20 protein-coding genes are annotated in these 23,298 nt (G+C 69.2%); 12 read left to right on the top strand and 8 right to left on the bottom strand.

The window, feature by feature from the left end:
• Window positions 1-101 precede the first annotated feature (101 nt).
• The 3 genes from ACIBK4_RS44935 to ACIBK4_RS44925 are packed head-to-tail and all read left to right on the top strand — an operon-like array spanning window position 102 to window position 3,084.
• Entirely contained in the window at window positions 102-1,118 is a 1,017-nt protein-coding gene (locus ACIBK4_RS44935) for a helix-turn-helix transcriptional regulator (RefSeq protein ID WP_399005056.1), read from the top strand.
• Window positions 1,115-2,107, top strand: a complete 993-nt coding sequence (locus ACIBK4_RS44930; protein WP_399004990.1) for a LuxR C-terminal-related transcriptional regulator — start codon at window positions 1,115-1,117, stop codon at window positions 2,105-2,107. Before ACIBK4_RS44935 ends, ACIBK4_RS44930 begins: the two co-directional genes overlap by 4 nt.
• Window positions 2,104-3,084, top strand: a complete 981-nt coding sequence (locus ACIBK4_RS44925; RefSeq protein ID WP_399004988.1) for a LuxR C-terminal-related transcriptional regulator — start codon at window positions 2,104-2,106, stop codon at window positions 3,082-3,084. Before ACIBK4_RS44930 ends, ACIBK4_RS44925 begins: the two co-directional genes overlap by 4 nt.
• On the opposite strand, the gene ACIBK4_RS44920 is transcribed toward ACIBK4_RS44925, so the two are convergent.
• Window positions 3,047-4,096 carry a LuxR C-terminal-related transcriptional regulator gene (locus tag ACIBK4_RS44920; protein ID WP_399004986.1) on the bottom strand — a complete coding sequence of 350 codons (1,050 nt, stop codon included), beginning with the start codon at window positions 4,094-4,096 and terminating at the stop codon, window positions 3,047-3,049. The genes ACIBK4_RS44925 and ACIBK4_RS44920 overlap by 38 nt on opposite strands.
• Window positions 4,097-4,359: 263 nt before the next feature.
• Here ACIBK4_RS44920 and ACIBK4_RS44915 point away from each other — a divergent pair, with 263 nt between their 5' ends.
• The 3 genes from ACIBK4_RS44915 to ACIBK4_RS44905 are packed head-to-tail and all read left to right on the top strand — an operon-like array spanning window position 4,360 to window position 7,677.
• Complete coding sequence (locus ACIBK4_RS44915) at window positions 4,360-5,904, top strand: circularly permuted type 2 ATP-grasp protein (protein WP_399004984.1); 1,545 nt, start codon at window positions 4,360-4,362, stop codon at window positions 5,902-5,904.
• On the top strand, window positions 5,901-6,833 hold the full coding sequence (locus tag ACIBK4_RS44910; RefSeq protein WP_033284781.1) for an alpha-E domain-containing protein: 933 nt from the start codon (window positions 5,901-5,903) through the stop codon (window positions 6,831-6,833). Before ACIBK4_RS44915 ends, ACIBK4_RS44910 begins: the two co-directional genes overlap by 4 nt.
• 1 nt (window position 6,834) lies before the next feature.
• Window positions 6,835-7,677: a transglutaminase N-terminal domain-containing protein gene (locus ACIBK4_RS44905; RefSeq protein WP_399004982.1), complete on the top strand. Its 843-nt coding sequence runs from the start codon at window positions 6,835-6,837 to the stop codon at window positions 7,675-7,677.
• Between the two features lie 22 nt (window positions 7,678-7,699).
• On the opposite strand, the gene ACIBK4_RS44900 is transcribed toward ACIBK4_RS44905, so the two are convergent.
• Window positions 7,700-8,806 (bottom strand): substrate-binding domain-containing protein, encoded by a 1,107-nt coding sequence (locus ACIBK4_RS44900; RefSeq protein ID WP_399004980.1) that lies wholly within the window; start codon window positions 8,804-8,806, stop codon window positions 7,700-7,702.
• A 293-nt stretch (window positions 8,807-9,099) separates the two neighbouring features.
• Here ACIBK4_RS44900 and ACIBK4_RS44895 point away from each other — a divergent pair, with 293 nt between their 5' ends.
• Window positions 9,100-11,142: a PA14 domain-containing protein gene (locus ACIBK4_RS44895; protein WP_399004978.1), complete on the top strand. Its 2,043-nt coding sequence runs from the start codon at window positions 9,100-9,102 to the stop codon at window positions 11,140-11,142.
• Between the two features lie 67 nt (window positions 11,143-11,209).
• On the opposite strand, the gene ACIBK4_RS44890 is transcribed toward ACIBK4_RS44895, so the two are convergent.
• From ACIBK4_RS44890 to ACIBK4_RS44870, 5 genes are all read right to left on the bottom strand, one after another.
• Window positions 11,210-11,662 carry a heat shock protein transcriptional repressor HspR gene (locus ACIBK4_RS44890; protein WP_033284884.1) on the bottom strand — a complete coding sequence of 151 codons (453 nt, stop codon included), beginning with the start codon at window positions 11,660-11,662 and terminating at the stop codon, window positions 11,210-11,212.
• 5 nt (window positions 11,663-11,667) lie between these two features.
• Window positions 11,668-12,858: a molecular chaperone DnaJ gene (gene dnaJ / locus ACIBK4_RS44885; RefSeq protein WP_399004975.1), complete on the bottom strand. Its 1,191-nt coding sequence runs from the start codon at window positions 12,856-12,858 to the stop codon at window positions 11,668-11,670.
• Between the two features lie 60 nt (window positions 12,859-12,918).
• Window positions 12,919-13,593 carry a nucleotide exchange factor GrpE gene (grpE, locus tag ACIBK4_RS44880; protein WP_399004973.1) on the bottom strand — a complete coding sequence of 225 codons (675 nt, stop codon included), beginning with the start codon at window positions 13,591-13,593 and terminating at the stop codon, window positions 12,919-12,921.
• On the bottom strand, window positions 13,590-15,434 hold the full coding sequence (dnaK, locus tag ACIBK4_RS44875; protein WP_399004971.1) for a molecular chaperone DnaK: 1,845 nt from the start codon (window positions 15,432-15,434) through the stop codon (window positions 13,590-13,592). The genes grpE and dnaK overlap by 4 nt, the downstream gene beginning before the upstream one ends.
• 96 nt (window positions 15,435-15,530) lie before the next feature.
• Entirely contained in the window at window positions 15,531-16,553 is a 1,023-nt protein-coding gene (locus ACIBK4_RS44870) for an MraY family glycosyltransferase (RefSeq protein WP_399004969.1), read from the bottom strand.
• A gap of 251 nt (window positions 16,554-16,804) precedes the next feature.
• Between ACIBK4_RS44870 and ACIBK4_RS44865 the strand changes: the two genes are divergently transcribed.
• A complete protein-coding gene (locus ACIBK4_RS44865; RefSeq protein WP_399004967.1) occupies window positions 16,805-19,120 on the top strand; it encodes a (Fe-S)-binding protein in 2,316 nt (771 codons plus the stop codon).
• A gap of 64 nt (window positions 19,121-19,184) precedes the next feature.
• On the opposite strand, the gene ACIBK4_RS44860 is transcribed toward ACIBK4_RS44865, so the two are convergent.
• Window positions 19,185-19,598, bottom strand: coding sequence for a hypothetical protein (locus ACIBK4_RS44860; protein WP_399004965.1), 414 nt, complete (start codon window positions 19,596-19,598; stop codon window positions 19,185-19,187).
• 279 nt (window positions 19,599-19,877) lie between these two features.
• Here ACIBK4_RS44860 and ACIBK4_RS44855 point away from each other — a divergent pair, with 279 nt between their 5' ends.
• From ACIBK4_RS44855 to ACIBK4_RS44840, 4 genes are all read left to right on the top strand, one after another.
• On the top strand, window positions 19,878-20,291 hold the full coding sequence (locus ACIBK4_RS44855) for a hypothetical protein (protein WP_399004963.1): 414 nt from the start codon (window positions 19,878-19,880) through the stop codon (window positions 20,289-20,291).
• A 49-nt stretch (window positions 20,292-20,340) separates the two neighbouring features.
• Window positions 20,341-20,715 (top strand): hypothetical protein, encoded by a 375-nt coding sequence (locus tag ACIBK4_RS44850; RefSeq protein WP_399004961.1) that lies wholly within the window; start codon window positions 20,341-20,343, stop codon window positions 20,713-20,715.
• A 669-nt stretch (window positions 20,716-21,384) separates the two neighbouring features.
• Complete coding sequence (locus ACIBK4_RS44845; RefSeq protein WP_399004959.1) at window positions 21,385-22,413, top strand: Yip1 family protein; 1,029 nt, start codon at window positions 21,385-21,387, stop codon at window positions 22,411-22,413.
• 461 nt (window positions 22,414-22,874) lie between these two features.
• The gene (locus ACIBK4_RS44840; RefSeq protein ID WP_399004957.1) at window positions 22,875-23,285 is read left to right on the top strand and encodes an NUDIX domain-containing protein; all 411 of its coding nucleotides are present in this window, start codon (window positions 22,875-22,877) and stop codon (window positions 23,283-23,285) included.
• Window positions 23,286-23,298 lie beyond the last annotated feature (13 nt).

Below are 23,298 nucleotides of genomic sequence, written 5' to 3'. Positions count from 1 at the left end.
CATTCCCCCGTCGAGTAAGACGATGGCTCATTCGGGCACGTCATGGCCACACGATCGGTGCATCATGTTCCTGCATGTTCAGGACCCTGGGGGGTGGAGATTTGGTGACAAACGGGACTAACGGCGCACATCCCCACGCGCTGACCGAACTGTGCGAGGAGGGCGACCGTCTTTATGCGACAGCCCTGCGCACCGGGCGCATCACACGGTCGGCCGTCGAGGCCGCCCCCTGTCTCATGGAATTCGCCCTCCTCCAGCCGGACCCGGACGACGCCGATCTGCTGCGTCCCGTCCCCCCGGCCGTGGCGCTGGCCCAGCGGCTGCACCCCCTGGAACGGGAGATCAGCGAGCGGAGAAGGATGTCGGTCACGCTGGCCGACGCCTTCGAGCCCTTCATGGCCCTCAGCGCCCAGGAGACCGCGTCCACCGACTCCTCGATCACGGTCCTGGAGGGGCTGGACCGGATCAACGCGGCGCTCGACCTGGCCACCACCCAGTGCCGGACGGAGATGCTCACCGTCCAGCCGAGCGGCCGCAAGCGCCCCGAGCACCGGCTCATCGAGGGGCTGGAACGCGACAAACCGCTGATCGAGCGCGGAGTGCGGATCCGCACCCTGTACCAGCACACGGCGCGCTACAGCCCCGACCGGCTGGGCTACGTGGACCAGTTCGTCAACGCCAAGGTGGAGTACCGCACCATCGACGAGCTGGTGGAGCGCCTGATCATCTGTGACGAGAGCGTCGCCTTCATCCCGATACGCGACGACCGTCAGGTCGCCCTGGAACTGCGCCACCCGGGTCTCGTGAGCTACCTGATCAAGGTCTTCGAGTTCATGTGGAGCCGCGCGGTCCCGCTGAACGTCGGCGCCCCCTACGAGACCGCCCCCGACGGCATCACCGACATCCAGCACTCGATCGCGAAACTCCTGATCGAGGGCCATGTCGACGAGGCCATCGCGCGCCGGCTGGGCATGAACGTGCGGACCTGCCGGGCCCACATCGCCAAGCTCGCCACGGCCCTGGGCAGCGGCAGCCGGGCCCAACTCGGCTTTCTCATAGCCCAGTCGGGGATCCTGAACCAGGACGACCCGACGCAGGGAGGGGACGGCACACCGTGACCGAGCCGCACACACACGGCGTGGAGGACCTGTGCGCGGCCGGGACCGAGGTGTACGAGCGTGCCCTGCGCGAGGGCCATGTGAGCCGCTCCGAGGCCGAACAGGCGCCCTGTCTCCTCGACTTCGGCCTGCTGATCCACGCCGTCACGGATCTGCGGAGGCTGGAGCCGGTCGCCCCCGCGGTCGCCTTCCACCGGATGCTGCGGGCCATGGAGGACCGCGTCGCCGAGGAGCGCCGGCGCGAGCAGCGGCTGGCGGAGACCTTCGAACCGCTGATGCGGATCGACGGCCGCCCCGCCGGGACGGAGCGCGTCCCGACCATCGGTGTCCTGAGCGGGCTCGACCGGATCGGCGCCGCCATCACCCAGGCGATGGCCGACAGTTCGGGCGAGGTCCTCGCCATCCAGCCGCACATCACGCACACCGCCTACACGGCCCCCGAGTTCCACATCGAGGCGCTGGCCCGCGACCAGGCCCTGCTCGACCGCGGCGGCCGTATCCGTACGCTCTACCAGCACACCCTGCGCCAGGCGCCGTCGATCATCGCCCGCTACGAACGGCTCCGCGGCAATGTCGCGGCGCGCACCCTGGACGTGATCCCGGACCGCCTCATCGTCGTCGACCGGACCGTCGCCTTCATGCCCGCCAACGAGGACCGCACCCTCGCCCTGGAAGTCCGCAACCCTTCCCTGGTGACCTTCTGCGTCACGGTCTTCGACCGCCTCTGGCACCTGGCGACGCCCCTGTACCCGGAATCGGTCGAGCAGCCTTCCCTGAACGGCATCACGCCCCGCCAGCGCGCCATAGCGACCCTGCTCGTCGAAGGCCACACGGACGCCGTCATCGCCGACCGCCTGGGCATGAACATCCGCACGGTCCGCGTCCACATAGCCAAACTCGCCGCCACCCTCGGCAGCGAGAGCCGGGCCCAACTCGGCTACCTCATCGCGGAGTCGGGCATCCTCAGACCGGAGGGAGCGGCGGAGTGACGTCCCCGTCCCACGCGGAGCACGGTGTGGACGACCTGTGCCCCGCCGGATCGGAGTTGTACGCACGCGCCCTGCGCGACGGGTGGGTGCACCCCGCGGCCGCCGACGCAGCTCCGTGCCTGCTCGACCACGGCCTGCTGCACCCGGCCGCCGCGGACCCGGGCCGGCTGGAACCGGTCGCCCCGGCCGTGGTTCTGCACCGGCTGCTGCGCTCCTCGGGGGCGCGGATCGCGGACGAACGGCGGCGCGAGGAGCGGCTGACCGAGGCGTTCGAGCCGCTGATGCGCATCGACGGCCGCCGGACCGGAGCGACGGACACCGCGATCAGCGTCCTCAACGGCTTCGACCGGATCAACTCGGCCATCGCGGAGGCCGTGGCCGCGGCCTCCCGGGAGGTGCTGGCGATCCAGCCGCGCCGGCGCAACCCCGAGTCCCTCGACATCAACCTCAACGCCCTGAAACAGGACCAGGCCCTCCTCGACCGCGGCGGCCGCATCCGCAGCCTCTACCCGCACGCGCTCCGCCATCAGCCCGCCGTCCTCACCCGCTACGACCAGTTGCGGGGCGACGCCGAGGCCCGCACCCTCGACGAGGTCACCGACCGCCTCATCGTCGTCGACCGCGCGGTCGCCTTCATCCCGGCCAACGAGCACCGCACCGTCGCCCTGGAGGTCCGGCACCCGGCGCTGATCACCTACTTCGTCACGGTCTTCGACCGCCTCTGGCACCTGGCCACCCCCATGTACCCGGAAGCGGTCCGGCAGCCCTCCCACAACGGCATCACGCCCCGCCAACGCGCCATAGCGAGCCTGCTCATAGAGGGTTATACCGACGCCGTCATCGCCGACCGCCTCGGCATGAACATCCGCACCGCCCGCGTCCACATAGCCAAACTCGCCGCCACCCTCGGCAGCGAGAGCCGGGCCCAACTCGGCTACCTCATCGGGCAGTCGGGGATTCTCGATCCACCGGAGTGAGCTGCACGGGGACGTCCGGCAGGCGTGAAGAGGCGCCGTCCAGGCCCACCTGGGCGATACGGACGCCGAGTTGGGTACGGCTGGCCGCGCCCAGCGTCTCCGACAGGCGGGCGATGTGGGCGCGGCAGGTGCGGACGCTGATGCCGAGCCGTTCCGCGATCACCGCGTCCTGGTGGCCGTCCGCGAGCAGGGCGGCGATGGACTGTTCGCGGTGCGAGATGCCCTCGATGCCGGTGTCGGGCAGCGGGGCGGCGACCGGGATCGCGAGGCGCCACAGGCGGTCGAAGACCGTGACGAAGTAGTCGATCAGCGCGGGGTGGCGCAGCTCCAGGGCCATCGTGTGGTCGGCGTTGGCGGGGATGAAGGCGACCGTGCGGTCGAAGAGGATCAGCCGGTCGACGACCTCGTCGAGCGTCCGCGCCTCGACCGCGTCGCCCATCAACTCCAGGTAGTTCAGCAGGCCTTGGCCGTGCCGGGCCACGTGGGTGTACAGGTCGCGCATCCGCACCCCGCGCGAGCGCAGGGCGACGGCGCGGTGCAGGCCCTCGGTGAGTTCCGGTTCGCGACGGATGCCGCCGGGCTGGACGGTGAGCACCTCGCTGGTGCAGGCCTCCGTCGCGTCGTCCATCGCCGCCTGGATACGGGAGAGCCCGTCCAGGACGCGGATCGCGGCGCCGCCCTCCAGGGACGCCGACGCCTGGATACGGCGGCCGAGACCGGCGTACCACTCGAAGGCGGCGACGGCCGAACCCACCCGCCGGTGGCTCTCGCTGACCTCGTCGTAGACCCCGCGCAGCAGGCGGGTCATGACCTCCTGCGGGGAGGTCGGGACCAGCCAGGCCATGTCGTCGGGGTCGGGGTGCAGGAGGGCCAGCTCCAGCAGGCACGGCACCGGTTCGGCGTCCGTGCGCGGTACACGGCCCCGCCGTACGGCCCGGGAGTACACGCGGTCCCCGGGGCCGCAGAGTCGGTCAGCACCGTGTGGATGCTCGTCCGTCCCGTGCCCGGCCATCGCCCATCCCACCCCCGGTTCCCGGCTCTTTGCAGCGCAACTATGCGCGGAGCGGACCTGCTCCGCAACACGGCTCCCCCTCGAACAGCCGCCGAAAACCGCTGATATCGCCCGCTATCTCCCGGCCTCCGTGCCTCGCCTTGCAACAAGCTGCGGGGGTGTCCGGCCGGTAGCAACGAGTCCCCCGTCGTATCACTTGCCGCGTGAGCTGCCGGAAATCACTCAGAGACCGTCGTGTTACGTACCGCACTTAACGTCCCCTCATGGCGGACATATTTGACGCATACGCATTGGCCGATGCGTGGGACGAGATGTTTGTGCGGCCGGGTGAGGTCAGAACCGCCTACGAGCCGGTACTGGCGGCACTCCAGCCCATCGAGCCGAGTGAACTGCGCTTCCGCGCGGACCAGATGGCCCGCGCGTTCACCGACCGGGGCGTGACCTACGCCTTCGCGGGCGAGGAACGGCCCTGGCCCCTGGACCTGGTGCCGCGGATCATCGACGCGCTGGAGTGGGATCTCATCCAGCGCGGGGTGGCGCAGAGAGTGCGGGCCCTGGAGGCCTATCTCTCCGACGCGTACTCGCACTGCCGGGCCTTCGAGGACGGGGTCGTGCCCTGGCGGCTGCTCCTCAACTCGGCCCATTTCCATCGGGCCGCGCAGGGGGTCGAGCCACCGGGCGGGGTCCGCATCCACGTCGCCGGCATCGACCTCGTGCGCGACGAGGCCGGGGACTTCCGGGTGCTGGAGGACAACGTGCGGGTCCCCAGCGGGGTTTCGTACGTCATCGAGAACCGCAGAGCCATGACCCGGATCTTCCCCTCCCTCTTCGCCGAGCAGCACGTGGTCCCCGTCGACGGGTACGCGCAGAAGCTGCTCGCCGCCCTGCGCGCCGCCGCGCCCGCCGGCACCCAGGACCCGCGCGTCGTGGTCCTCACCCCGGGCCCGAGCAACGCCGCCTACTTCGAACACGCCCTGCTGGCACGGCTGATGGGCGTCCAGCTGGTCGAGGGGCACGACCTGGTGTGCCGCAACAACCGGGTGTGGATGCGGACCACACGCGGCGAGGTGCCCGTCCATGTCGTATACCGACGGCTCGACGACGACTTCCTCGACCCGCTGCACTTCCGCCCCGACTCGGTGATCGGCTGCCCGGGCATCATGAACGCCGCCCAGGCCGGGAACGTCACACTCGCGAACGCGGTCGGCAACGGCATCGCGGACGACAAGCTCCTCTACACCTACGTCCCCGACCTCATCCGCTACTACCTCTCAGAGGAACCGATTCTCCCCAACGTGGAGTCCTACCGCCCCGACGAGCCGGGGCAGTTGGAGGCGGTCCTCGACCAGATCGACCAACTCGTCGTGAAGCCGGTGGACGGCGCGGGCGGCATGGGCATCGTCATCGGACCCAAGGCCGACGCGAAGACCCTCGAACGCACTCGCAAAGCCGTCGCCGCCGACCCGCGCGGCTGGATCGCGCAGCGCCCGGTCGCCCTGTCCACCTCCCCCACCCTCGCGGGCGAACGCATGGCACCGCGCCACATCGACCTGCGCCCGTTCGCCGTGAACGACGGCACCGACGTCTGGGTGCTGCCCGGCGGCCTCACCCGCGTCGCCCTCCAGGAGGGCAACCTGATCGTCAACTCCAGCCAGGGCGGCGGCTCCAAGGACACCTGGGTGCTCGCGGAGGGCCCCACCGAACAGCCCGCGTCGCTCTTCCCGGAGAGCGGACTGCCCGAGGTGGCACCCCGCCAGCTCGGCCCCGACGGCAACCCCGCGGTCGTACAGGAAGGGGCGCAGCAGTGAACGACGTGATCCTCTCCCGGATAGCCGAGGCCCTGACGTGGACGGGCCGTTACGTCGAGCGCGCGGACGCCACCGGGCGCATCCTCGACGCCTATCTGCACCGCCTGCTGGAGGACCCCTGGCGCGACGAGGACGCGGCCTGCCGGTCGCTGTACGCGATCCTCGGGGTCGACGCGGGCGGTCAACGCGTCGACATGCAGCAGGTGTTGGACCAGCTCGCCTTCGACGCCCGCTCCACCTGTTCCATCGAGGGCGCGCTCGGCGCCGCCCGTCTCAACGCCCGCAGCGCCCGGGAGGCCGTCTCCTCGGAGATGTGGGAGTGCCTCAACTCCACCTGGCACGCCCTGGCCGACCAACGCCTCGCGGCCCGCCGTACGGGCCCCTACGCCTATCTCGAACTCGTGCGCAGACGCGCCGCGTTGTTCTTCGGCCTCGCCGACTCCACGATGAGCCGCGACGACAGCTGGCGTTTCGTCGTCCTGGGACGCAGCCTCGAACGGGTGGACATGACCGTACGGCTGCTGTCCGTCCGGGTGTTGGACGCGGCGCACGCGCCCGACTGGCCGACACTGCTCAGCGCTTCGGGCGCCGACGAGGCGTACGCGCGCGTGTACGGCGGTTTCGGGGACACCCCGCGCGTGGCCGAATTCCTGCTGCTGGACCGGGACTTCCCGCGCTCCGCGCTGCACGCGCTGACGACGGCCGAGGAGTGCCTGACCGCGCTCGGGCGCCAGCGCCAGGACCCCGCCCGGCGCCCGATAGGCCGCCTCCGTACCCGTCTCGAATACCTGGACTCGCACGCCTTGGAAGAGCAACTGCCCGCCCTCCTCAAGGACTTGCAGCATGCCTGCATGGACTCGGCGGAGGCGGTCGCGGAGTTGTTCTTCCCGTACCAGGGGCCCGTCGAGTGGGCCCAGGAAGGAGCCTGAGATGACCCGTAGGCTTCGCATCCGCCACACCACCCGCGTGTCGTACGCCCAGGCGGCCGTCTCCTCCCACAACGAGGTGCGGATGACCCCGCTCACGCTGCCCGGCCAGACCACGCTGGACGCGCGCGTGACGGTGAACCCCACGACCCCGACGTGGTCGTACTGGGACTACTGGGGCACCCAGGTCACCGGCTTCGACCTGATGGACCCGCACGCGGACCTCACGATCACCGCGTCGAGCCTGGTCGAGACGTCCCCGCCGGAGTTGCTCGGCCCCTCCCCCAGCTGGCAGGAGGTGACCGAACGGACCACGAACTCACGCCTGTTGGAGTTCATCGGCCCCACGGTCCGTACGACGGTCCCGCCCAAGCTGCTGAAGAAGGCGCGCAAGGCGGCCGTAGGACTCGATCCGCACGGGACGGCGATCGCGGTCTCCGCGCTGGTCGCCGACCGGGTGGCCTACCTCCCCGGCGTCACCGGCGTGAACACGTCGGCGGCCGAGGCCTGGGAACAGGGTGCCGGCGTCTGCCAGGACATCGCGCACGTCACCATCGCGCTGCTGCGGGGGCTCGGTCTGCCCACGCGCTATGTCTCCGGATACCTGCACCCGGAGCGCGAAGCGGAACTCCACCGCCCAGTGGCCGGACAGAGCCACGCCTGGATCGAGTACTGGGCGGGCGACTGGTGCGGCTACGACCCCACCAACCGGACCCGGCCCGACGAGTCCCACGTGGTGGTGGGGCGGGGGCGCGACTACGACGACGTGACGCCGCACAAGGGGATCTACCGGGGAGTGGCGGGCGGGCCGCCGGAGGTGACGGTGGAGTTCACGCGGGTGGCGTGAACTCCCGTGCGGGGCGGGCGGGTTACTTCAGCCCGTGCGCCTCGCACGCCGACTTGTAGTCCGCCGTGCAGATGTCGGAGATCTTGTAGATCCCGTCCGCGACCACCGTCGACTTGATGTTGTCCTGCGTCAGCGCGACCACGGAGACCAGCTGCGAGGGGATCTTCTTGTTCGTGGGGCTGTCGACCGTGTCACGGGTGAGGGCGTCGAACTCGATGTCCCTGCCCTGGACCTTGGCGACGGCGATCTTCGCGGCGGCCTCGGCGAGGTCGGGGTAGGGCTTGTAGACGCTCATGTACTGCTCGCCGGTGACGATCCGCTGCACGGCGCTGAGTTCGGCGTCCTGGCCGGTGACGGGCGGGAGCTTCGTGAGGCCCGACGCCTTCAGGGCCTTGATGATGCCGCCGGCCATGGCGTCGTTGGCGGAGTACACGGCGGCGATGTTGTTCTTGCCGAGCTTGCCGATCGCCTCGGTCATCTCCTTCTGGGCGAGGTCCGGGTCCCAGGCCTTGGTGTTGTAGCTCTCGGCGATCGTCACCTTGCCCTGCAGCTCGGACAGCGCCCCGCCCTTGAACACCGCGGCGTTGGGGTCGGTCGGCGAACCGTTGATCATGACGATCTTGTCGGAGGTGTCCACGTTGCTGCCCAGCGCCTCGACCAGGGAACGGCCCTGCACCTCGCCGACCAGTTCGCCGTCGAAGGAGACGTACGCGTCGATCGGGCCCTCGGCGAGACGGTCGTAGGCGATGACCGGGATGCCGGCGGTCTTGGCCTTCGCCACCATGGTGCGGATGAGGTGCGAGTCGACGGCGTCGAGCACGATGATGTCGACCTTCTCGTCGATCATCTTCTGCATCTGCTTGTCCTGCGTGGCCGCGACACCGCCGGCGTTCTCGTACTCGGCCTTGCCCTTGTTCGCGGTGAGTTCCTGGATCTTCGCCTTCATGATCGGGAAGTCGAACTCCGCGTACCGTGTGTTCGTCTTCTCCGGCATGAGCACACCGACGGTGATGTCGTTGCCCTTCGCCGGAGTCGCGTCCGAGCTGCTCCCCGACGAGTTGAGCACGCCACAGGCGGCCAGGGGGAGGGCCAGCGAGGACGCGGCCACGGATATGGCGATACGACGCATTGGGAGCTCACTTCTGGTGCCGTGCGGACGTGGGTGCAGCATTGCAACCCAGGTGACTGAAAAGCCAACGCGGCCACGACCACCGGCGTCAAGCGGAACTACTTAACGAGATGGCAACGCCACGTTCCGTTTGGTATGTGGAGAGGCTGCGGAACCCCATCCAAACGCTCTTTACGGACCCTCCACTCAACGGGAGTTCATGAGCAGGCAAAGATCAGCACAACCAACTCCTTTCCCCACGAGTCGTGATCGTCAGCGGCTGTGCCGCCGCGACCGATCCGACAGAGGACCGCATGAACCCAGCCAGACACACGACGGCCGCCGCCGTCGTGCTCTCCGTCGCGGGGAGCCTGCTCGCCGGCGCGACAAGTCCCGCCTCCGCCGCGACGAGTTGCGCCTCACCCGTCTACAAGCGGCAGTTCTTCGCGAACACGGCCTTCTCCGGTACGGCGAAGAAGACGGACTGCGACAACGCGATCGACCAGACCTGGACCGGCGCCCCCGCCTCCGGCCTCCCGAAGGACACCTTCGGCGTCCGCTGGAGCGTGACGCGGGACTTCGGCTCGGGCGGCCCCTTCGCCCTCGCCGCGTCCGGGCTCGACGGGATCCGCGTCTACGTCGACGGCGTCCGCAAGGTCGACCTGTGGAGGAACACCTCCACGACCGTGAGCAGGACGGCCAACGTGACGATCCCCAAGGGCAAGCACACCCTGCGGATCGACTACGTCAACTGGACGGGCTCCGCGAAGGTCAAGTTCACGTACACGCCCCGCACTTCGGCGACGGTCGACAAGGTCGAGCCGCTCGCCCCGACGGGTGCTGCGGTGGCGTACGACACCGCCACCGGCAAGGCCAAGCTCACCTGGGCCAAGAACAAGGAGATGGACCTCGCCGGGTATCGCGTCTACCGGCGGGCGAAGGGGTACACCGACTGGCATCGGGTCAGCGGCGCCGGCCTGCTGACGGGCACGTCGTTCACGGAGTCCCTCGCTGCCTCCGGTCACGCGCACTACTACGAGGTGCGGGCCGTGGACAGGGCCGGCCTGGAGTCCCCGGGCAGTACCGACCAACTCGTCACCACGGCGGACCGGCTGGCGCCGACCGTCACGGACCTGGCCGTCTACAGCGACAGTGCCCTGTACGGGGTGGGCCTCTCGTGGATGTCCGGTGAGGGGTCGCTGACCTACCGGTTGCTGAGGTCCGACGCACCCGGCGGGCCGTTCACCGTGGCCGCGGGCAATCTGAGCAACTCGGCGACCGATGCCACCGCCCCGTACGGGGAGACCTCCTACTACAAGGTCGCGGCGACCGACCCGGCGGGCAACACCGGGTACTCGGCGGTGGTCTCCCACGCCCGGCCGCTCGCCGTGCCCTACTTCTGGAAGACGGAGAACCGGCCGGAGGACGGCGGCGGCATCGATCTGGCCTGGGACGTCTCGCCGTACGCGCCGACCGGGTTCCGGGTCCACCGCGACGAGCACCGCTTCGACGACGCGACCGGCACGTTCGACGTCGTCGACTCCCAGGTGGTGCCCTGCGCCCCGACGCTCACCGACACCGCGTACGGCACCCGCCACACCTACGCCTGCACCGACACCACGGTCGTGCCGAGCCCGAGCGACGGGTTCTACGTGTACTGGGTGACGACCGTCGACGCGCTCGGGCGGGAGTCGGCCCCCTCGCAGACCGTCTCCCATGCCTACGGCGACGCCACCGCCCCGCCGCTCGTCACCGGGTTCACGGCCACCGCCACCGAGTACGGCACGGTCCTGGACTGGGACGACAGCCCGGCCGCCGACCTCGCCGAGTACAACGTGTTCCGGGTCAGCACGGTGGACGACGGCACCGAGTACACGCACGTGGGCACGGTCAAGGCGGGCACCAGCCGGCTCGTCGACTCGGCGAACCTCCAGGACGGCGAGCACCACACGTACTTCGTGGACGCCGTGGACACCTCGGGCAACTCCACTTACACGTCCGCCGACGCCATGGTCTCCACCACCGTCACCGAGTACGACCTGCGGCCCACCGTGGAGACCCCCGCGGACTGGCTGGTCAGCGTCGACGCCCGGGCCGCCGGCGGTACGACGGCGGTCGATCTCACCTGGAACCTGTCCAGCTCGTACCACGGGGACGACATCACCGGATACCGGGTGTACCGCTGGAACCCGGCCACCGCCGCCTACGAGCCCCTGACCGCCGACCCGGTCACCGGCACGTCGTACACCGACACCACGGCCGCCGCAGGCACCACCCACTTCTACTGGGTGACCGCCCTCCACGCCGACGGCACCGAATCCGCCCCCGGCGACGCCTGGGCGGCCCTGGCGCCCTGACCGTCCCGAGCATGCGGAAGGGGCCCGGAGGTCGAACCTCCGGGCCCCTTCCGCGTGTGAGTGGACGTCAGTCCGAGGACTGCTGTCGCTTCGGCCGCCACACCACCAGCGCGCTGGTCTGCTGAACCTCCTGGTACGGGACCAGGTCGCGCCGGTACGACGCGTGCACCGCGGCCTCGCGCTGCTGCATCGTGGCCGCCGCGCCCTCGACCGCCGACTGGAGCTCGGCGACGCGCTGCTGGAGCGCGACCACCTGGTTCTCCAGCTCGATGATGCGCTTGATGCCGGCCAGGTTGATGCCCTCGGTCTGCGACAACTGCTGGACGGTGCGCAGCAGTTCGATGTCGCGGGCCGAGTAGCGCCGGCCGCGCCCGGCCGTGCGGTCCGGGGAGACCAGGCCGAGGCGGTCGTACTGGCGCAGCGTCTGCGGGTGCAGGCCGGAGAGCTGGGCCGCCACCGAGATGACGTAGACCGGGGTCTCCTCGGTCAGCTCGTACGGGTTGCGTCGACGGCCGTCCATCACTCTCATGCTCCCTTCGCGGCCTGGAACAGCTCCGCCCGCGGGTCCTCGCCCGCGGTCGCCTCTCTGTACGCCTCCAGTGCGTCACGAGCATTCCCCGTGACGTCCTTCGGGACACTCACCTCGACGGTCACGAGGAGGTCACCCCGGGTGCCGTCCTTGCGGACCGCGCCCTTGCCGCGGGCGCGCATCGTCCGGCCGTTCGGCGTGCCCGGGGGCAGCTTCAGCGTCACCGGCGGGCCGCCCAGGGTGGGCACCCTGACCTCGCCGCCGAGTGCCGCCTCGGCGAACGTCACCGGGACCGTCACCGTGAGGTTGTCGTCCTTGCGGCCGAACACGGGGTGCGCGTCGACGTGCACCATGACGTACAAGTCCCCTGAGGGACCGCCCCGTTCACCCGGTGCGCCCTTGCCGCGCAGCCGGATGCGCTGGCCGTCCGTGACCCCCGCGGGGATCCGGACCTGCATGGTCCGGGACGACTTGGCGCGCCCGCTGCCCTTGCACTCGATGCACGGGTGCTCGGCGATCAGGCCCCGGCCCTTGCAGTCCGGGCACGGGTCCGTGAGCGAGAAGCCGCCGCCGGAGCCGCGCGCGACCTGGCCGGTGCCGACGCAGGTCGGGCACACGCGCGGTGTGCCGTTCTTGTCGCCGGTGCCCGAACAGGCCTTGCAGGGCTGCTGCGAGGACATCCGCAGCGGCACCGTGGCCCCTTCGATGGCCTCCGTGAAGCTGAGCGTGACCTCGGACTCGATGTCCTGGCCGCGCCTGGGCTGCGTACGGGTCGTGCCCGCGCCGCCCCGGTTGAACAGGCCCCCGAAGACGTCACCGATCCCGCCGCCGAAGCCGCCGGCACCCCCGGCGCCACCGCCGCCCTGGGCGCCGCCTCCGAAGAGGTCGCCCAGGTCGAAGTTGAAGTTGCCGCCGCCCGCGCCGCCCGGCCCCGGGCGGTAACCGCCGTTGCCGAAGAGGGAACGGGCCTCGTCGTACTCCTTGCGCTTCTTGGGGTCACCGAGGATGTCGTTGGCCTCGGAGATCTCCTTGAAGCGCTCCTCGGCCTTGGCGTTGCCCTTGTTGGCGTCCGGGTGGAACTCGCGGGCGAGCTTCCGGTACGCCTTCTTGATCTCGGCCTCGGTGGCGTCCTTGGGGACGCCGAGGACCTTGTAGTAGTCCTTCTCGATGAAGTCCTTGGTGCTCATCCTCGACGTCCCTCCTTTCCCTTGGTGCTACTCGCTGTGCGGGTCCCGTGGGGTGCGATGTCAGCCCTCGTCCGGGCCACCGCTCTCCTTGTCGTCGTCCGCGGTCTCGGCGGCGTCCGAGGACTCCGCCTTGCCGGTCTGTGCGGCGCCGGGCTGGGGCTCCGCGACCGCCACCCGCGCGGGGCGGATGGTGCGCTCGCCGATGCGATACCCGGGCTGCAGGATCGCCACGCAGGTCGTCTCGGTGACGTCCGGCGCGTACGAGTGCATCAGGGCCTCGTGGATCGTCGGGTCGAAGGGCTCGCCCTCCTTGCCGAACTGCTGCAGTCCCATCTTCGCCGCGGCGGTCTCCAGGGATTCCGCCACCGACTTGAAACCGCCGACGAGTTCACCGTGTTCCCGCGCGCGGCCGATGTCGTCGAGCGTGGGCATCAGCTCGGTCAGGAGGTTCGCCACGGCGATCTCCTTGACCGCGATGCGGTCCCGCTCGACCCGGCGGCGGTAGTTCTGGAACTCGGCCTGGAGCCGCTGGAGGTCCGCGGTGCGCTCTTCGAGCGCCTTGCGCACCTGGTCCAGCTGGGCCGTCAGACCGGCGATCTGCGCGCTGCTTGCGTCCCCTGCCGGGGCCGCCCCCTCCCCCGCGGAGGGGGAGGCGACCTTCGGCTCGGCGTCTTCGGGGGTGGCGCCGGAAGGGACATCAGGCTTCTCTTCGAAGCCCGGGGTCTCCTCCGTCACGCGGCACCGTCCTTGCGCTCGTCGTCCACGATCTCGGCGTCCACCACGTCGTCGTCCGCCTTGGGCGCCTCGGCACCCGGGGCGTCGCCGCCCGCGGCCTGCGCGGCCTGGGCGTCGGCGTACATGGCCTGGCCGACCTTCTGCGAGACCGCGGCGACCTTCTCGGTGGCGGTGCGGATCTCGGCGGTGTCCTCGCCCTTGAGCGCGGCCTTCAGCTCCTCGACGGCGGCCTCGACCTCGGTCTTGACCTCGCCGGGGACCTTGTCCTCGTTGTCCTTGAGGAACTTCTCCGTCTGGTAGACGAGCTGCTCGCCCTGGTTGCGGGACTCGGCGGCCTCGCGGCGACGGTGGTCCTCGTCCGCGTACTGCTCGGCCTCCTGGCGCATGCGGTCGACCTCGTCCTTCGGCAGCGAGGAGCCGCCGGTGACGGTCATCTTTTGCTCCTTGCCGGTGCCGAGGTCCTTGGCCGTGACGTGCATGATGCCGTTGGCGTCGATGTCGAAGGAGACCTCGATCTGCGGGACACCACGCGGGGCCGGCGGCAGACCGGTCAGCTCGAACATCCCGAGCTTCTTGTTGTACGCCGCGATCTCGCGCTCGCCCTGGTAGACCTGGATCTGCACGGAGGGCTGGTTGTCCTCGGCGGTGGTGAAGATCTCGGACCGCTTGGTCGGGATCGTGGTGTTGCGCTCGATGAGCTTGGTCATGATCCCTCCCTTGGTCTCGATGCCGAGGGACAGCGGGGTCACGTCGAGGAGCAGGACGTCCTTGACCTCGCCCTTGAGGACACCGGCCTGGAGGGACGCGCCGATGGCGACGACCTCGTCCGGGTTGACGCCCTTGTTGGCGTCCTTGCCGCCGGTCAGCTCGCGCACGATCTCCGCGACGGCCGGCATACGGGTGGAGCCACCGACGAGGACGACGTGGTCGATCTCGTTGATCGAGATGCCGGCGTCCTTGATGACGTTGTGGAACGGCGTCTTGCAGCGCTCCAGCAGGTCGGCGGTCAGCTGCTGGAACTGGGCGCGGGTGAGCTTCTCGTCCAGGTGCAGCGGGCCCTCGGCGGACGCCGTGATGTAGGGCAGGTTGATCGAGGTCTCGGTGGAGCTGGACAGCTCGATCTTGGCCTTCTCGGCAGCCTCACGGAGACGCTGGAGGGCCATCTTGTCCTTGCCCAGGTCGACGCCGTGACCGGCGGCGAACTGCTTCACCAGGTAGTCGACGACCCGCTGGTCCCAGTCGTCACCACCGAGGTGGTTGTCGCCGTTCGTGGCCTTCACCTCGACGACGCCGTCGCCGATCTCCAGGAGGGACACGTCGAAGGTGCCGCCACCGAGGTCGAAGACGAGGATCGTCTGGTCGTCCTTGTCGAGGCCGTACGCCAGCGCCGCGGCGGTCGGCTCGTTCACGATGCGCAGGACGTTCAGGCCCGCGATCTCGCCGGCCTCCTTCGTCGCCTGGCGCTCGGAGTCGTTGAAGTAGGCCGGGACGGTGATGACCGCGTCCGTGACCTTCTCGCCCAGGTAGGCCTCGGCGTCGCGCTTGAGCTTCTGCAGGATGAAGGCGCTCATCTGCTGCGGGTTGAAGTTCTTCCCGTCGAGCTCGATCTTCCAGTCCGTGCCCATGTGGCGCTTCACGGAACGGATGGTCCGGTCAACGTTCGTGACCGCCTGGCGCTTGGCCACCTCTCCGACGAGCACCTCGCCGTTCTTGGCGAAGGCGACGACGGACGGCGTGGTCCTGGCGCCCTCTGCGTTGGTGATGACGGTGGGCTCGCCGCCTTCAAGAACGCTGACGACGGAGTTAGTCGTGCCCAGGTCGATGCCGACCGCACGTGCCATGGTTGATTCCTCCAGCAATGACTTGAGTGGAACGGACTCAAGTGTGCACGACACTCACCGCTGGGTCAACAGAGCTGAGTCGACCAGGCTCAACTCTTATCCGTTCCTTACACGCAACTGGCCTCTGACCTGCGTAGACGCGGCACGCCGCACCCCGTAGACGTTGACTTTAAGCAGCCCGAACACGACGACCAGGGCCCCGCCCACCACCCACACGACGGCGGATTCACCCACCCACCCGTTGTGCACGAGCACCCCGACGAGCACTCCGGAGAACCCCCCGATCCCGAGGAGCACCACCGCCCCCTGCGGAGTGAGCCCCAACCTCCGCAGCCGGTGGGCGAGATGGTCCGGCCCACCCCGCAGCAACGCCCGCCCGGCCAGCCGCCGGGACAGCAGCACCAGTACGGCGTCGGCACTGGCAACGGCGGTCAGCGCGAACAACACCCCCGCACTGGACGCGAACCCGCGCCCGGCCTGCGTCAGCACGGCGGCCGAGGCGAGCAGGAACCCCGTGAACAGCGACCCGCACGCGCCGAGCGCGATCCGCGCGGGATGCCAGTTGTGCATCAGGAACCCGGTGAGCGCGGCGGCCAGCACACTCAGCAACACCGCGAGTCCGTCCATCACTTCCATCGCGGCACAGGCCCCGACCCCGAAGGCGGTGACCACCCCCACGGTCCCCGCGAGCCCGTCCGCGTGATCGAGCCCCTTGAAGGCGCCGGCGACGAACACGATCCACACCACCGCCAGCACCCCTCCGGGCACCCCGATCTCGTCGTACGGCACGACACAGGCCGCCGCCACGGCCGTACCGAGGACCAGGAACCGGGTCTTCAGCCGCCAGACATCGGCGACGAGCCCCAGCCCGGCCACCGCGGACCCGGCAGCGAGCAGTCCGCCGACGCCGTCGCCGAGGGGGGCGAGTCCGGTCCGGTCGCACGCCCAGGTGACCGCCGAGACGGCGAGCGCGACCGCGAGTCCCCCGAGCAGCGGAACGGGCCGGGCCCGTCGTCGCCGGTCGACGATCCTCGCCCGGAGCGCGGGCACACGGAGCAGTGCGGCGAGGAGCGCGGAGAGGAGGAGGGCGGTCGTGGCGGCGAGAATCCCGTAGAGCACGGATCCAAATTAGCGGCAAATGTACCAATTCAGTACGAATAACACGATCAGACCGTAACAAGCTTGGGAACGAGCCCGGAGCAGGTCTGGAGCAGGCCTTTTTAGGCAACCCTCAGCGACGCACATCACCGCACGGCTGGCTACAGTGCGACGCAAGATAGGGGTAGTCTCGGTCGAACCGATTAAGTTACCGCTTAGTAATGTGCTGAGCGGTGATGCCATGACCCCTCGCAGGCCCGAGGAGCCCTGAAATGCAACTCGCCGCGATCATCGTGTCGCTGGTACTGATCGTGGTCGGTGTGGCGCTGTTCGCCCGCGCCGTCCTGCAGATCTACACCTTCATGCGACTCGGCCAGAACGTGCCCAAGGGCACCCGCACCGACGAGCCCGTCCAGCGCACCGTCACCGTGGCCAAGGAGTTCCTCGGCCACACCCGGATGAACCGCTGGGGTGTCGTCGGCGTCGCGCACTGGTTCGTGGCGGTGGGCTTCTTCTCGCTGCTGCTGACGATCGTCAACGCCATCGGCCAGCTCTTCCAGGCCGACTGGCTGCTGCCGGTCATCGGCGAATGGGCGCCGTACAACGTCTTCGTCGAGTTCATCGGCACCATGACGGTCCTCGGCATCCTCGCCCTGATCGTGATCCGCCAGCTGAGCAAGCCGAACAAGCCGGGCCGCAAGTCCCGCTTCGCCGGCTCCAACTTCGGCCAGGCGTACTTCGTCGAGGCCGTCATCCTCATCGTCGGCGTCTGCATCTTCATGCTGCACGCCCTCGAAGGCGCCCAGCACCACGTGGACGCGTACGAGGCGTCCTTCTTCATCTCGTACCCCGTGGTCTCGGCCCTGCGCCACCTGGACGTCTCCACGCTCCAGAACCTCACGTACCTCTTCGCCGGCGTGAAGATCGCGACCTCCTTCATCTGGATGATCACGGTCGCCCTGAAGACGGACATGGGCGTGGCCTGGCACCGCTTCCTGGCGTTCCCGAACATCTGGTTCAAGCGCAACGCGACCGGTGAGACCTCGCTCGGCGCCCTGCTCCCGATGACGTCGGGCGGCGAGCCGATCGACTTCACCGACCCGGGTGACGACGACGTCTTCGGCGTCTCCCAGGTCGAGCAGTTCTCCTGGAAGGGCCTGCTGGACTTCTCCACGTGCACGGAGTGCGGCCGCTGCCAGTCGCAGTGCCCCGCCTGGAACACGGGCAAGCCGCTCTCCCCCAAGCTCCTGATCATGTCCCTCCGCGACCACGCGCACGCCAAGGCCCCGTACCTGCTGGCGGGCGGCGGCAAGTCGATGGAGGGCGAGGAGAAGGCGACCGAGGAGCAGCTGAAGGACGTCCCCGCGGCGGCTCTGGCGGAGGCCGAGCGCCCCCTGATCGGCACCTTCGAAGAGAACGGCGTGATCGACCCCGACGTCCTGTGGTCCTGCACCACCTGCGGCGCCTGCGTCGAGCAGTGCCCGGTGGACATCGAGCACGTCGACCACATCGTCGACATGCGCCGCTACCAGGTGATGATCGAGAGCGCGTTCCCGTCCGAGGCGGGCACGATGCTCAAGAACCTGGAGAAGAAGGGCAACCCCTGGGGCCTGGCGAAGAAGCAGCGCCTGGAGTGGCTCAAGGAGGTCGAGTTCGAGGTCCCGGTCGTCGGCCAGGACATCGAGGACCTGACCGAGGTCGAGTACCTGTACTGGGTCGGCTGCGCGGGCGCCCTGGAGGACCGCGCCAAGAAGACGACGAAGGCCTTCGCGGAACTCCTCCACATCGCGGGCGTGAAGTTCGCGATCATGGGCGGCGACGAGAAGTGCACGGGCGACTCGGCGCGGAGGCTCGGCAACGAGCCCCTGTTCCAGGAGCTCGGCATGGAGAACGTCATGGCCCTGAACATGGCGTTCGGCGAGGAACTGGACGACGACGGCAAGGTCGTGGCGGAGTCGGCGAAGCCCAAGTCGGCGAAGAAGATCGTCGCGACGTGCCCGCACTGCCTGAACACGATCGGCAACGAGTACCCGCAGCTCGGCGGCGACTACGAGGTCATCCACCACACCCAGCTGCTCCAACACCTCGTCGACGAGGGCAAGTTGATCCCCGTGACCCCGGTCGAGGGCATCATCACCTACCACGACCCCTGCTACCTGGGCCGCCACAACAAGATCTACACGCCCCCGCGCGAGATCATCGCCAGCGTCCCCGGCCTCCGCAACGAGGAAATGCACCGCCACAAGGAACGCGGCTTCTGCTGCGGAGCCGGCGGCGCGCGCATGTGGATGGAAGAGCGCATCGGCAAGCGCATCAACAACGAACGCGTGGACGAAGCCCTTTCCCTGAACCCCGACATCGTCTCCACGGCCTGCCCCTTCTGCCTGGTGATGCTGACCGACTCGGTCAACGGCAAGAAGGCTGCAGCCGATAGTGGCTCCGCCACGGGCGGCAAGGTCAAGGAATCCATCCAGGTGGTCGACGTGGCCCAACTCCTCCTCGACTCGGTCAAGAAGCCCGCCGAGGACGAGCCCCCGGCGGGCACCTCGGAACCGGAGAACTCCCCGGAGCCCCAGCCGGTGAAGTAAGAACCTGTTCGACTACGACGATGCCCCGCACCCTCACCGGAGGGCGCGGGGCATCGTCGTACCGTCACTCGCCCCCGATGGTCCCGACGGACGAGAAGACGTACACGAGGAGAACAAGGACGAAGCCGACCAGCGAGGCCCTGCCGTCCGTCCCGTCGGAGAAGGCGCTCCAGTGCCCCTCGGGAACACCGGGTCCGGCGACCACCAACCGCGCCGAACAGCCGCGTACGACGTCCTCGCTCAGGTCCTTCCGCACCGCGCCCGGCCGCTCCACGACAGTCGCGGTACGCACCCTGGCGCCGGAGGCGAAGCTCACGAGGAGCCATACGGCGCAGGTACGGGTTCTGGTCCAGGCCGGGGAGTCGAGGCGGGTCCCGAGAACGTGGCCCAACGGCGGGCGGCTGCCGAGGAGTTCGGGGCGCGGCTGGTCGTAGCACTCGTCGCGTGGCTCGGTCAGGTCTTCACGTGGCTTGATCAAGTCTTCGCGGGGCTTGGTCAGGGAAACGGAGTCGCCCGGCCGCCGGCTCCGCCGCACCACACACACAACGCCCCCGCCCGGACCACGGCACACCCCGCGGCGACGGCTCCCCACACCAGCGGCCCGCACAGCCCCACGCGCCCCACCCCCTGATCCCCCGGCCTCCATGGTGTAGCGCACTACACCATGTGTTCGGGAGAACGGTCCCTCGTGACGGCGCGTGCGCCACGGAATCGTAGAGGACAGAGATCACACCCCCTCTCCCCCTTAGGAATTCCCGTGAAGTCGCTGCTCACCACGGTGAAGTCGTTCGTCGCCAATCTGCTGCTGTGGTCGTTCTTCGTCGGCGGCCTCGCCGCGAGCACGGCCTCCGGGGCGGTGCTGGACGGTACGGCGAAGACCGCCGCCACGTACACCGGTATCGCTGTCTCGCTGCTGGCCGGTTCGCGTATCGCGAAGAAGCCGAGGATCAAGGCGTTCCTGTCGAAGTCGTCGACGCTGTGGTTCCTGTTCCTCTTCAACGGCGGTGTAGCCGCGTTCTGCTACTTCTCCATGGAAGGCGTCAAGGGCATCGCGACGGCCGCCGGCATGGGCCTGGTCTCCCTGGGCGCGGCGGGCGGCCTGGTCTCCAACCTCCGCAAGGGACCGGCCAAGACACCGGCTCCGACCTCGACGAACGAGCCCTGGGCCTGACGATCCGCTCCACAGCCACGCCCACGGAACCACCCTCGAAAGGCCTCCCATGCCCACGCATCTCCGCCGCCCCAGCCGCCCCCGCCGTTCCCGACGTACGGCCACCCTCGCCACCGCAGTGGCCGCCGCCGCCCTCACCACCGGACTCCTCACGGCCTGCGACCCCACCGACACCTCGAACTCCCTGGACTGCCTCCAGAGCTGGAACACGATCTCCGACAGCCTCAAGTCGATCCACGAGTCCGGCACCACGATCGACGAGATCAACGCGGACTCGGACGACAGCAGAGTCACCAAGGCGGTCGACGACCTCGACAAGGCGATCTCCGACTACAACAAATCCATCCTGAACGGCGACACGGACCCGGACTCCAGCAAAATCGACGCAGCGGCGAAGCGGCTCAAGGACGTATGCGCATCGTAAAACGCGAGGTAGTTCAGGTGGACGCGCCCTGATACGTGAACGTTGGGCCGGGTAGCCAGGTGGGGATTCCCTTGCCTGAACTGGGTTGCTGGCCTGTGTTGAGGGGCGCGTTCGCGTCTCGGCGGCACGCCGCCTCGGCTCAGCGGCCAGCGGCGGGTGGGTGGTTGCGGGAAGCTGTAGGTAAAACTAACCACTCTCACGCCATTTGACTGGTTAGAAAAGACCCCGGCTTCCAGCAACCACCCACCGACCGACAGCCTCCAGCACCCACCCTCCCACCCTCCCACCCACTCGCCGCTGGCCGCTAAGCCGGCCCGGCGTGCTGGCGAGACGCGGACGCGCCCCTCGACACCGGCCCGCAACGCAGTACAGGCAAGGGTGTTCATGGCTGGGCCACCCATCCCTCGGGGCCGCCCGCTCGCTTCTCCAACGGGATTGAGGGAGACGAGTCAAGGGTGGAGCGCAGCGGAATCGGCGCAGCCGACGCGACCGCAGGGAGCGCCCTTTACTCGGCTCCCGCAATCCCGACACTGGCAAAGAAGCGGGCGGTCCGACGGTCACTGCTCGACGTACGCAAGTGGCAGGTCAGGGCGGCGAGTTGAACACCAGCGCTTGTCATCGCCCCACCCCAGCTGGGCCCTCAGGACCCTTCCGGATTCCCCTTAGGGGATGTCACAGCTCGGCAGCAAAGCCCCTTCCGAAACCCCCGGCCCGACACGTGTCTCCGCGGAACCAGGTACGTTCGATGACGTGGCTGGATTCAGGATCGGACGCGGCGCCCGGGACGGCAGGGCCCCGCAAGCGCGCCCTCAACAACCTCCGTACGGGCGGCAGGCACCCCCGGCGCCGCAGGGACAGCCGTACGGCTATCCCCCGGCCCCGCAGCCGTACCCGCAGCAGCAACCCCAAGCGCAGTACGGCGGCGGCAACGGTCGGCAGTGGTCCCAGGGGAACGGTGGCAACGGCGCCTACGGTGACGAGCCGGAGTACTTCGGCGACGGCGGCGGGTACGGACAGGGCTCCCACCCGGGCACCCCGGACCCGTACGCGGCGAACAACCCGGGCAGCACCCAGGCCTTCGCCGTAGGGGAGGACCCGTACACCCAGGGCGGTACGTACCGCGCGGGCTCGGCCCAGGCGCCCGCGGGCCCGGTCGGCCCCCGTCTGCACTGGAAGGACCTGCTCAGAGGCATCGTCCTCTCCCCCCAGCAGACCTTCCTCCAGATGCGGGACTACACGATGTGGGGCCCCGCCCTGATCGTGACGTTCCTCTACGGCCTGCTCGCGGTCTTCGGTTTCGACGGCGCCCGCGCGGACGCCATAAACGCCACCCTGTCGAACGCGGTCCCGATCGTCCTGATCACGGCCGTGGCGATGGTGTTGTCGTCCTTCGTCCTGGGCGTGGTCACCCACACCCTGGCCCGCCAGCTCGGCGGCGACGGAGCCTGGCAGCCCACGGTCGGCCTCTCCATGCTGATCATGTCCCTCACGGACGCCCCCCGCCTGATCTTCGCCATGTTCTTCGGCGGCGACGCGACCTTCGTCCAGGCCCTCGGCTGGGCCACCTGGGTGGCGGCCGGCGCCCTCCTCACGATGATGGTGAGCCGCTCCCACGACCTCCCCTGGCCGAAGGCCCTGGGCGCCTCCGCGATCCAGCTCGTCGCCCTGCTGTCGATCGTGAAGCTGGGCACGTTCTAGAGGCTCTCCGGAGAGACTTCTCCGCTACGACGACGAAGGGCTCCCGGCACGCGCCGGGAGCCCTTCGTCGTCGTAGAACCGAATCGCTCAGGCGTCGAGGACCTGGCCGGTGCGGCGGACTACCGGGGGTTCGACGGACCAGGGACCCCACCACCACACGTCCGCCGTCACGACTTGCCCTGATGGACACCCGGCCGTCGTGGCTGACTGTCGTTGGCCAAGGCTCAGGAGTTCCAGGGCCCAGTCTCCGTCCAGGGCGCTCCGGATCGAAGAAGTCGTGCCATTCGCGTGCCAGATCCTGCGGGGAATCACGGGAACAGGGGGACTTGCGCGAGTGTGTCCGGAGTTCCAACACCGCTCTACCGCAGATCCGGCAACTGCCGCCAGAAAACCCGAGCTTCCCGAGCTCAGTGTGCGGACGGTGCTGACGCAGACGATGCCCTCCACTACCGTCCCGAGCCATGGCGAATGGCAGCAGCGGCGTGCCGGAGAAGGTGGCGTGGATCCTGGTTCGGGACGACCGGGTGTTGGTGACGCGTAGCCACGGCAGAGATCGCTTCTACCTCCCGGGTGGTCATCGTGAGCCGGGCGAGTCCGACGACGAGACCCTGGTACGGGAGATCGACGAGGAACTGCAGGCGACCATCGACCCCGGTTCCATGGTGCACTTCGGCACGTTCGAGATCGGTGAGGGCCATCCGGATCACGACCCCTTCCGAATGATCTGTTACACCGCCGATCACCACGGTGAGCTGACCCCGTCCAGAGAGATCGCCGAGAAGGCGTGGTTCCGCTACGTCGATCGGGACCGAGTCTCGGCCGTCGACGAGATGACCTTCGACGCGCTCCACGAGGCCGGGCAGCTTTCCTGATCGTGCGACCTGG

The organism is Streptomyces sp. NPDC050528, assembly GCF_044457795.1.
Classification (GTDB): Bacteria; Actinomycetota; Actinomycetes; order Streptomycetales; family Streptomycetaceae; genus Streptomyces.
The sequence above is the reverse complement of the archived record's forward strand: the minus strand, read 5'-3'. Positions and strand labels throughout refer to the sequence as shown.

Coding starts and splice junctions, on each gene's coding strand:
- ACIBK4_RS44920 (WP_399004986.1), bottom strand. CDS start 4,096: ATGGCCGGGCACGGGACGGACGAGCATCCACACGGTGCTGACCGACTC.
- ACIBK4_RS44915 (WP_399004984.1), top strand. CDS start 4,360: ATGGCGGACATATTTGACGCATACGCATTGGCCGATGCGTGGGACGAG.
- ACIBK4_RS44905 (WP_399004982.1), top strand. CDS start 6,835: ATGACCCGTAGGCTTCGCATCCGCCACACCACCCGCGTGTCGTACGCC.
- ACIBK4_RS44900 (WP_399004980.1), bottom strand. CDS start 8,806: ATGCGTCGTATCGCCATATCCGTGGCCGCGTCCTCGCTGGCCCTCCCC.
- ACIBK4_RS44895 (WP_399004978.1), top strand. CDS start 9,100: ATGAACCCAGCCAGACACACGACGGCCGCCGCCGTCGTGCTCTCCGTC.
- ACIBK4_RS44890 (WP_033284884.1), bottom strand. CDS start 11,662: ATGGACGGCCGTCGACGCAACCCGTACGAGCTGACCGAGGAGACCCCG.
- dnaJ (WP_399004975.1), bottom strand. CDS start 12,858: ATGAGCACCAAGGACTTCATCGAGAAGGACTACTACAAGGTCCTCGGC.
- dnaK (WP_399004971.1), bottom strand. CDS start 15,434: ATGGCACGTGCGGTCGGCATCGACCTGGGCACGACTAACTCCGTCGTC.
- ACIBK4_RS44865 (WP_399004967.1), top strand. CDS start 16,805: ATGCAACTCGCCGCGATCATCGTGTCGCTGGTACTGATCGTGGTCGGT.
- ACIBK4_RS44850 (WP_399004961.1), top strand. CDS start 20,341: ATGCCCACGCATCTCCGCCGCCCCAGCCGCCCCCGCCGTTCCCGACGT.
- ACIBK4_RS44845 (WP_399004959.1), top strand. CDS start 21,385: ATGTCACAGCTCGGCAGCAAAGCCCCTTCCGAAACCCCCGGCCCGACA.
- ACIBK4_RS44840 (WP_399004957.1), top strand. CDS start 22,875: ATGGCGAATGGCAGCAGCGGCGTGCCGGAGAAGGTGGCGTGGATCCTG.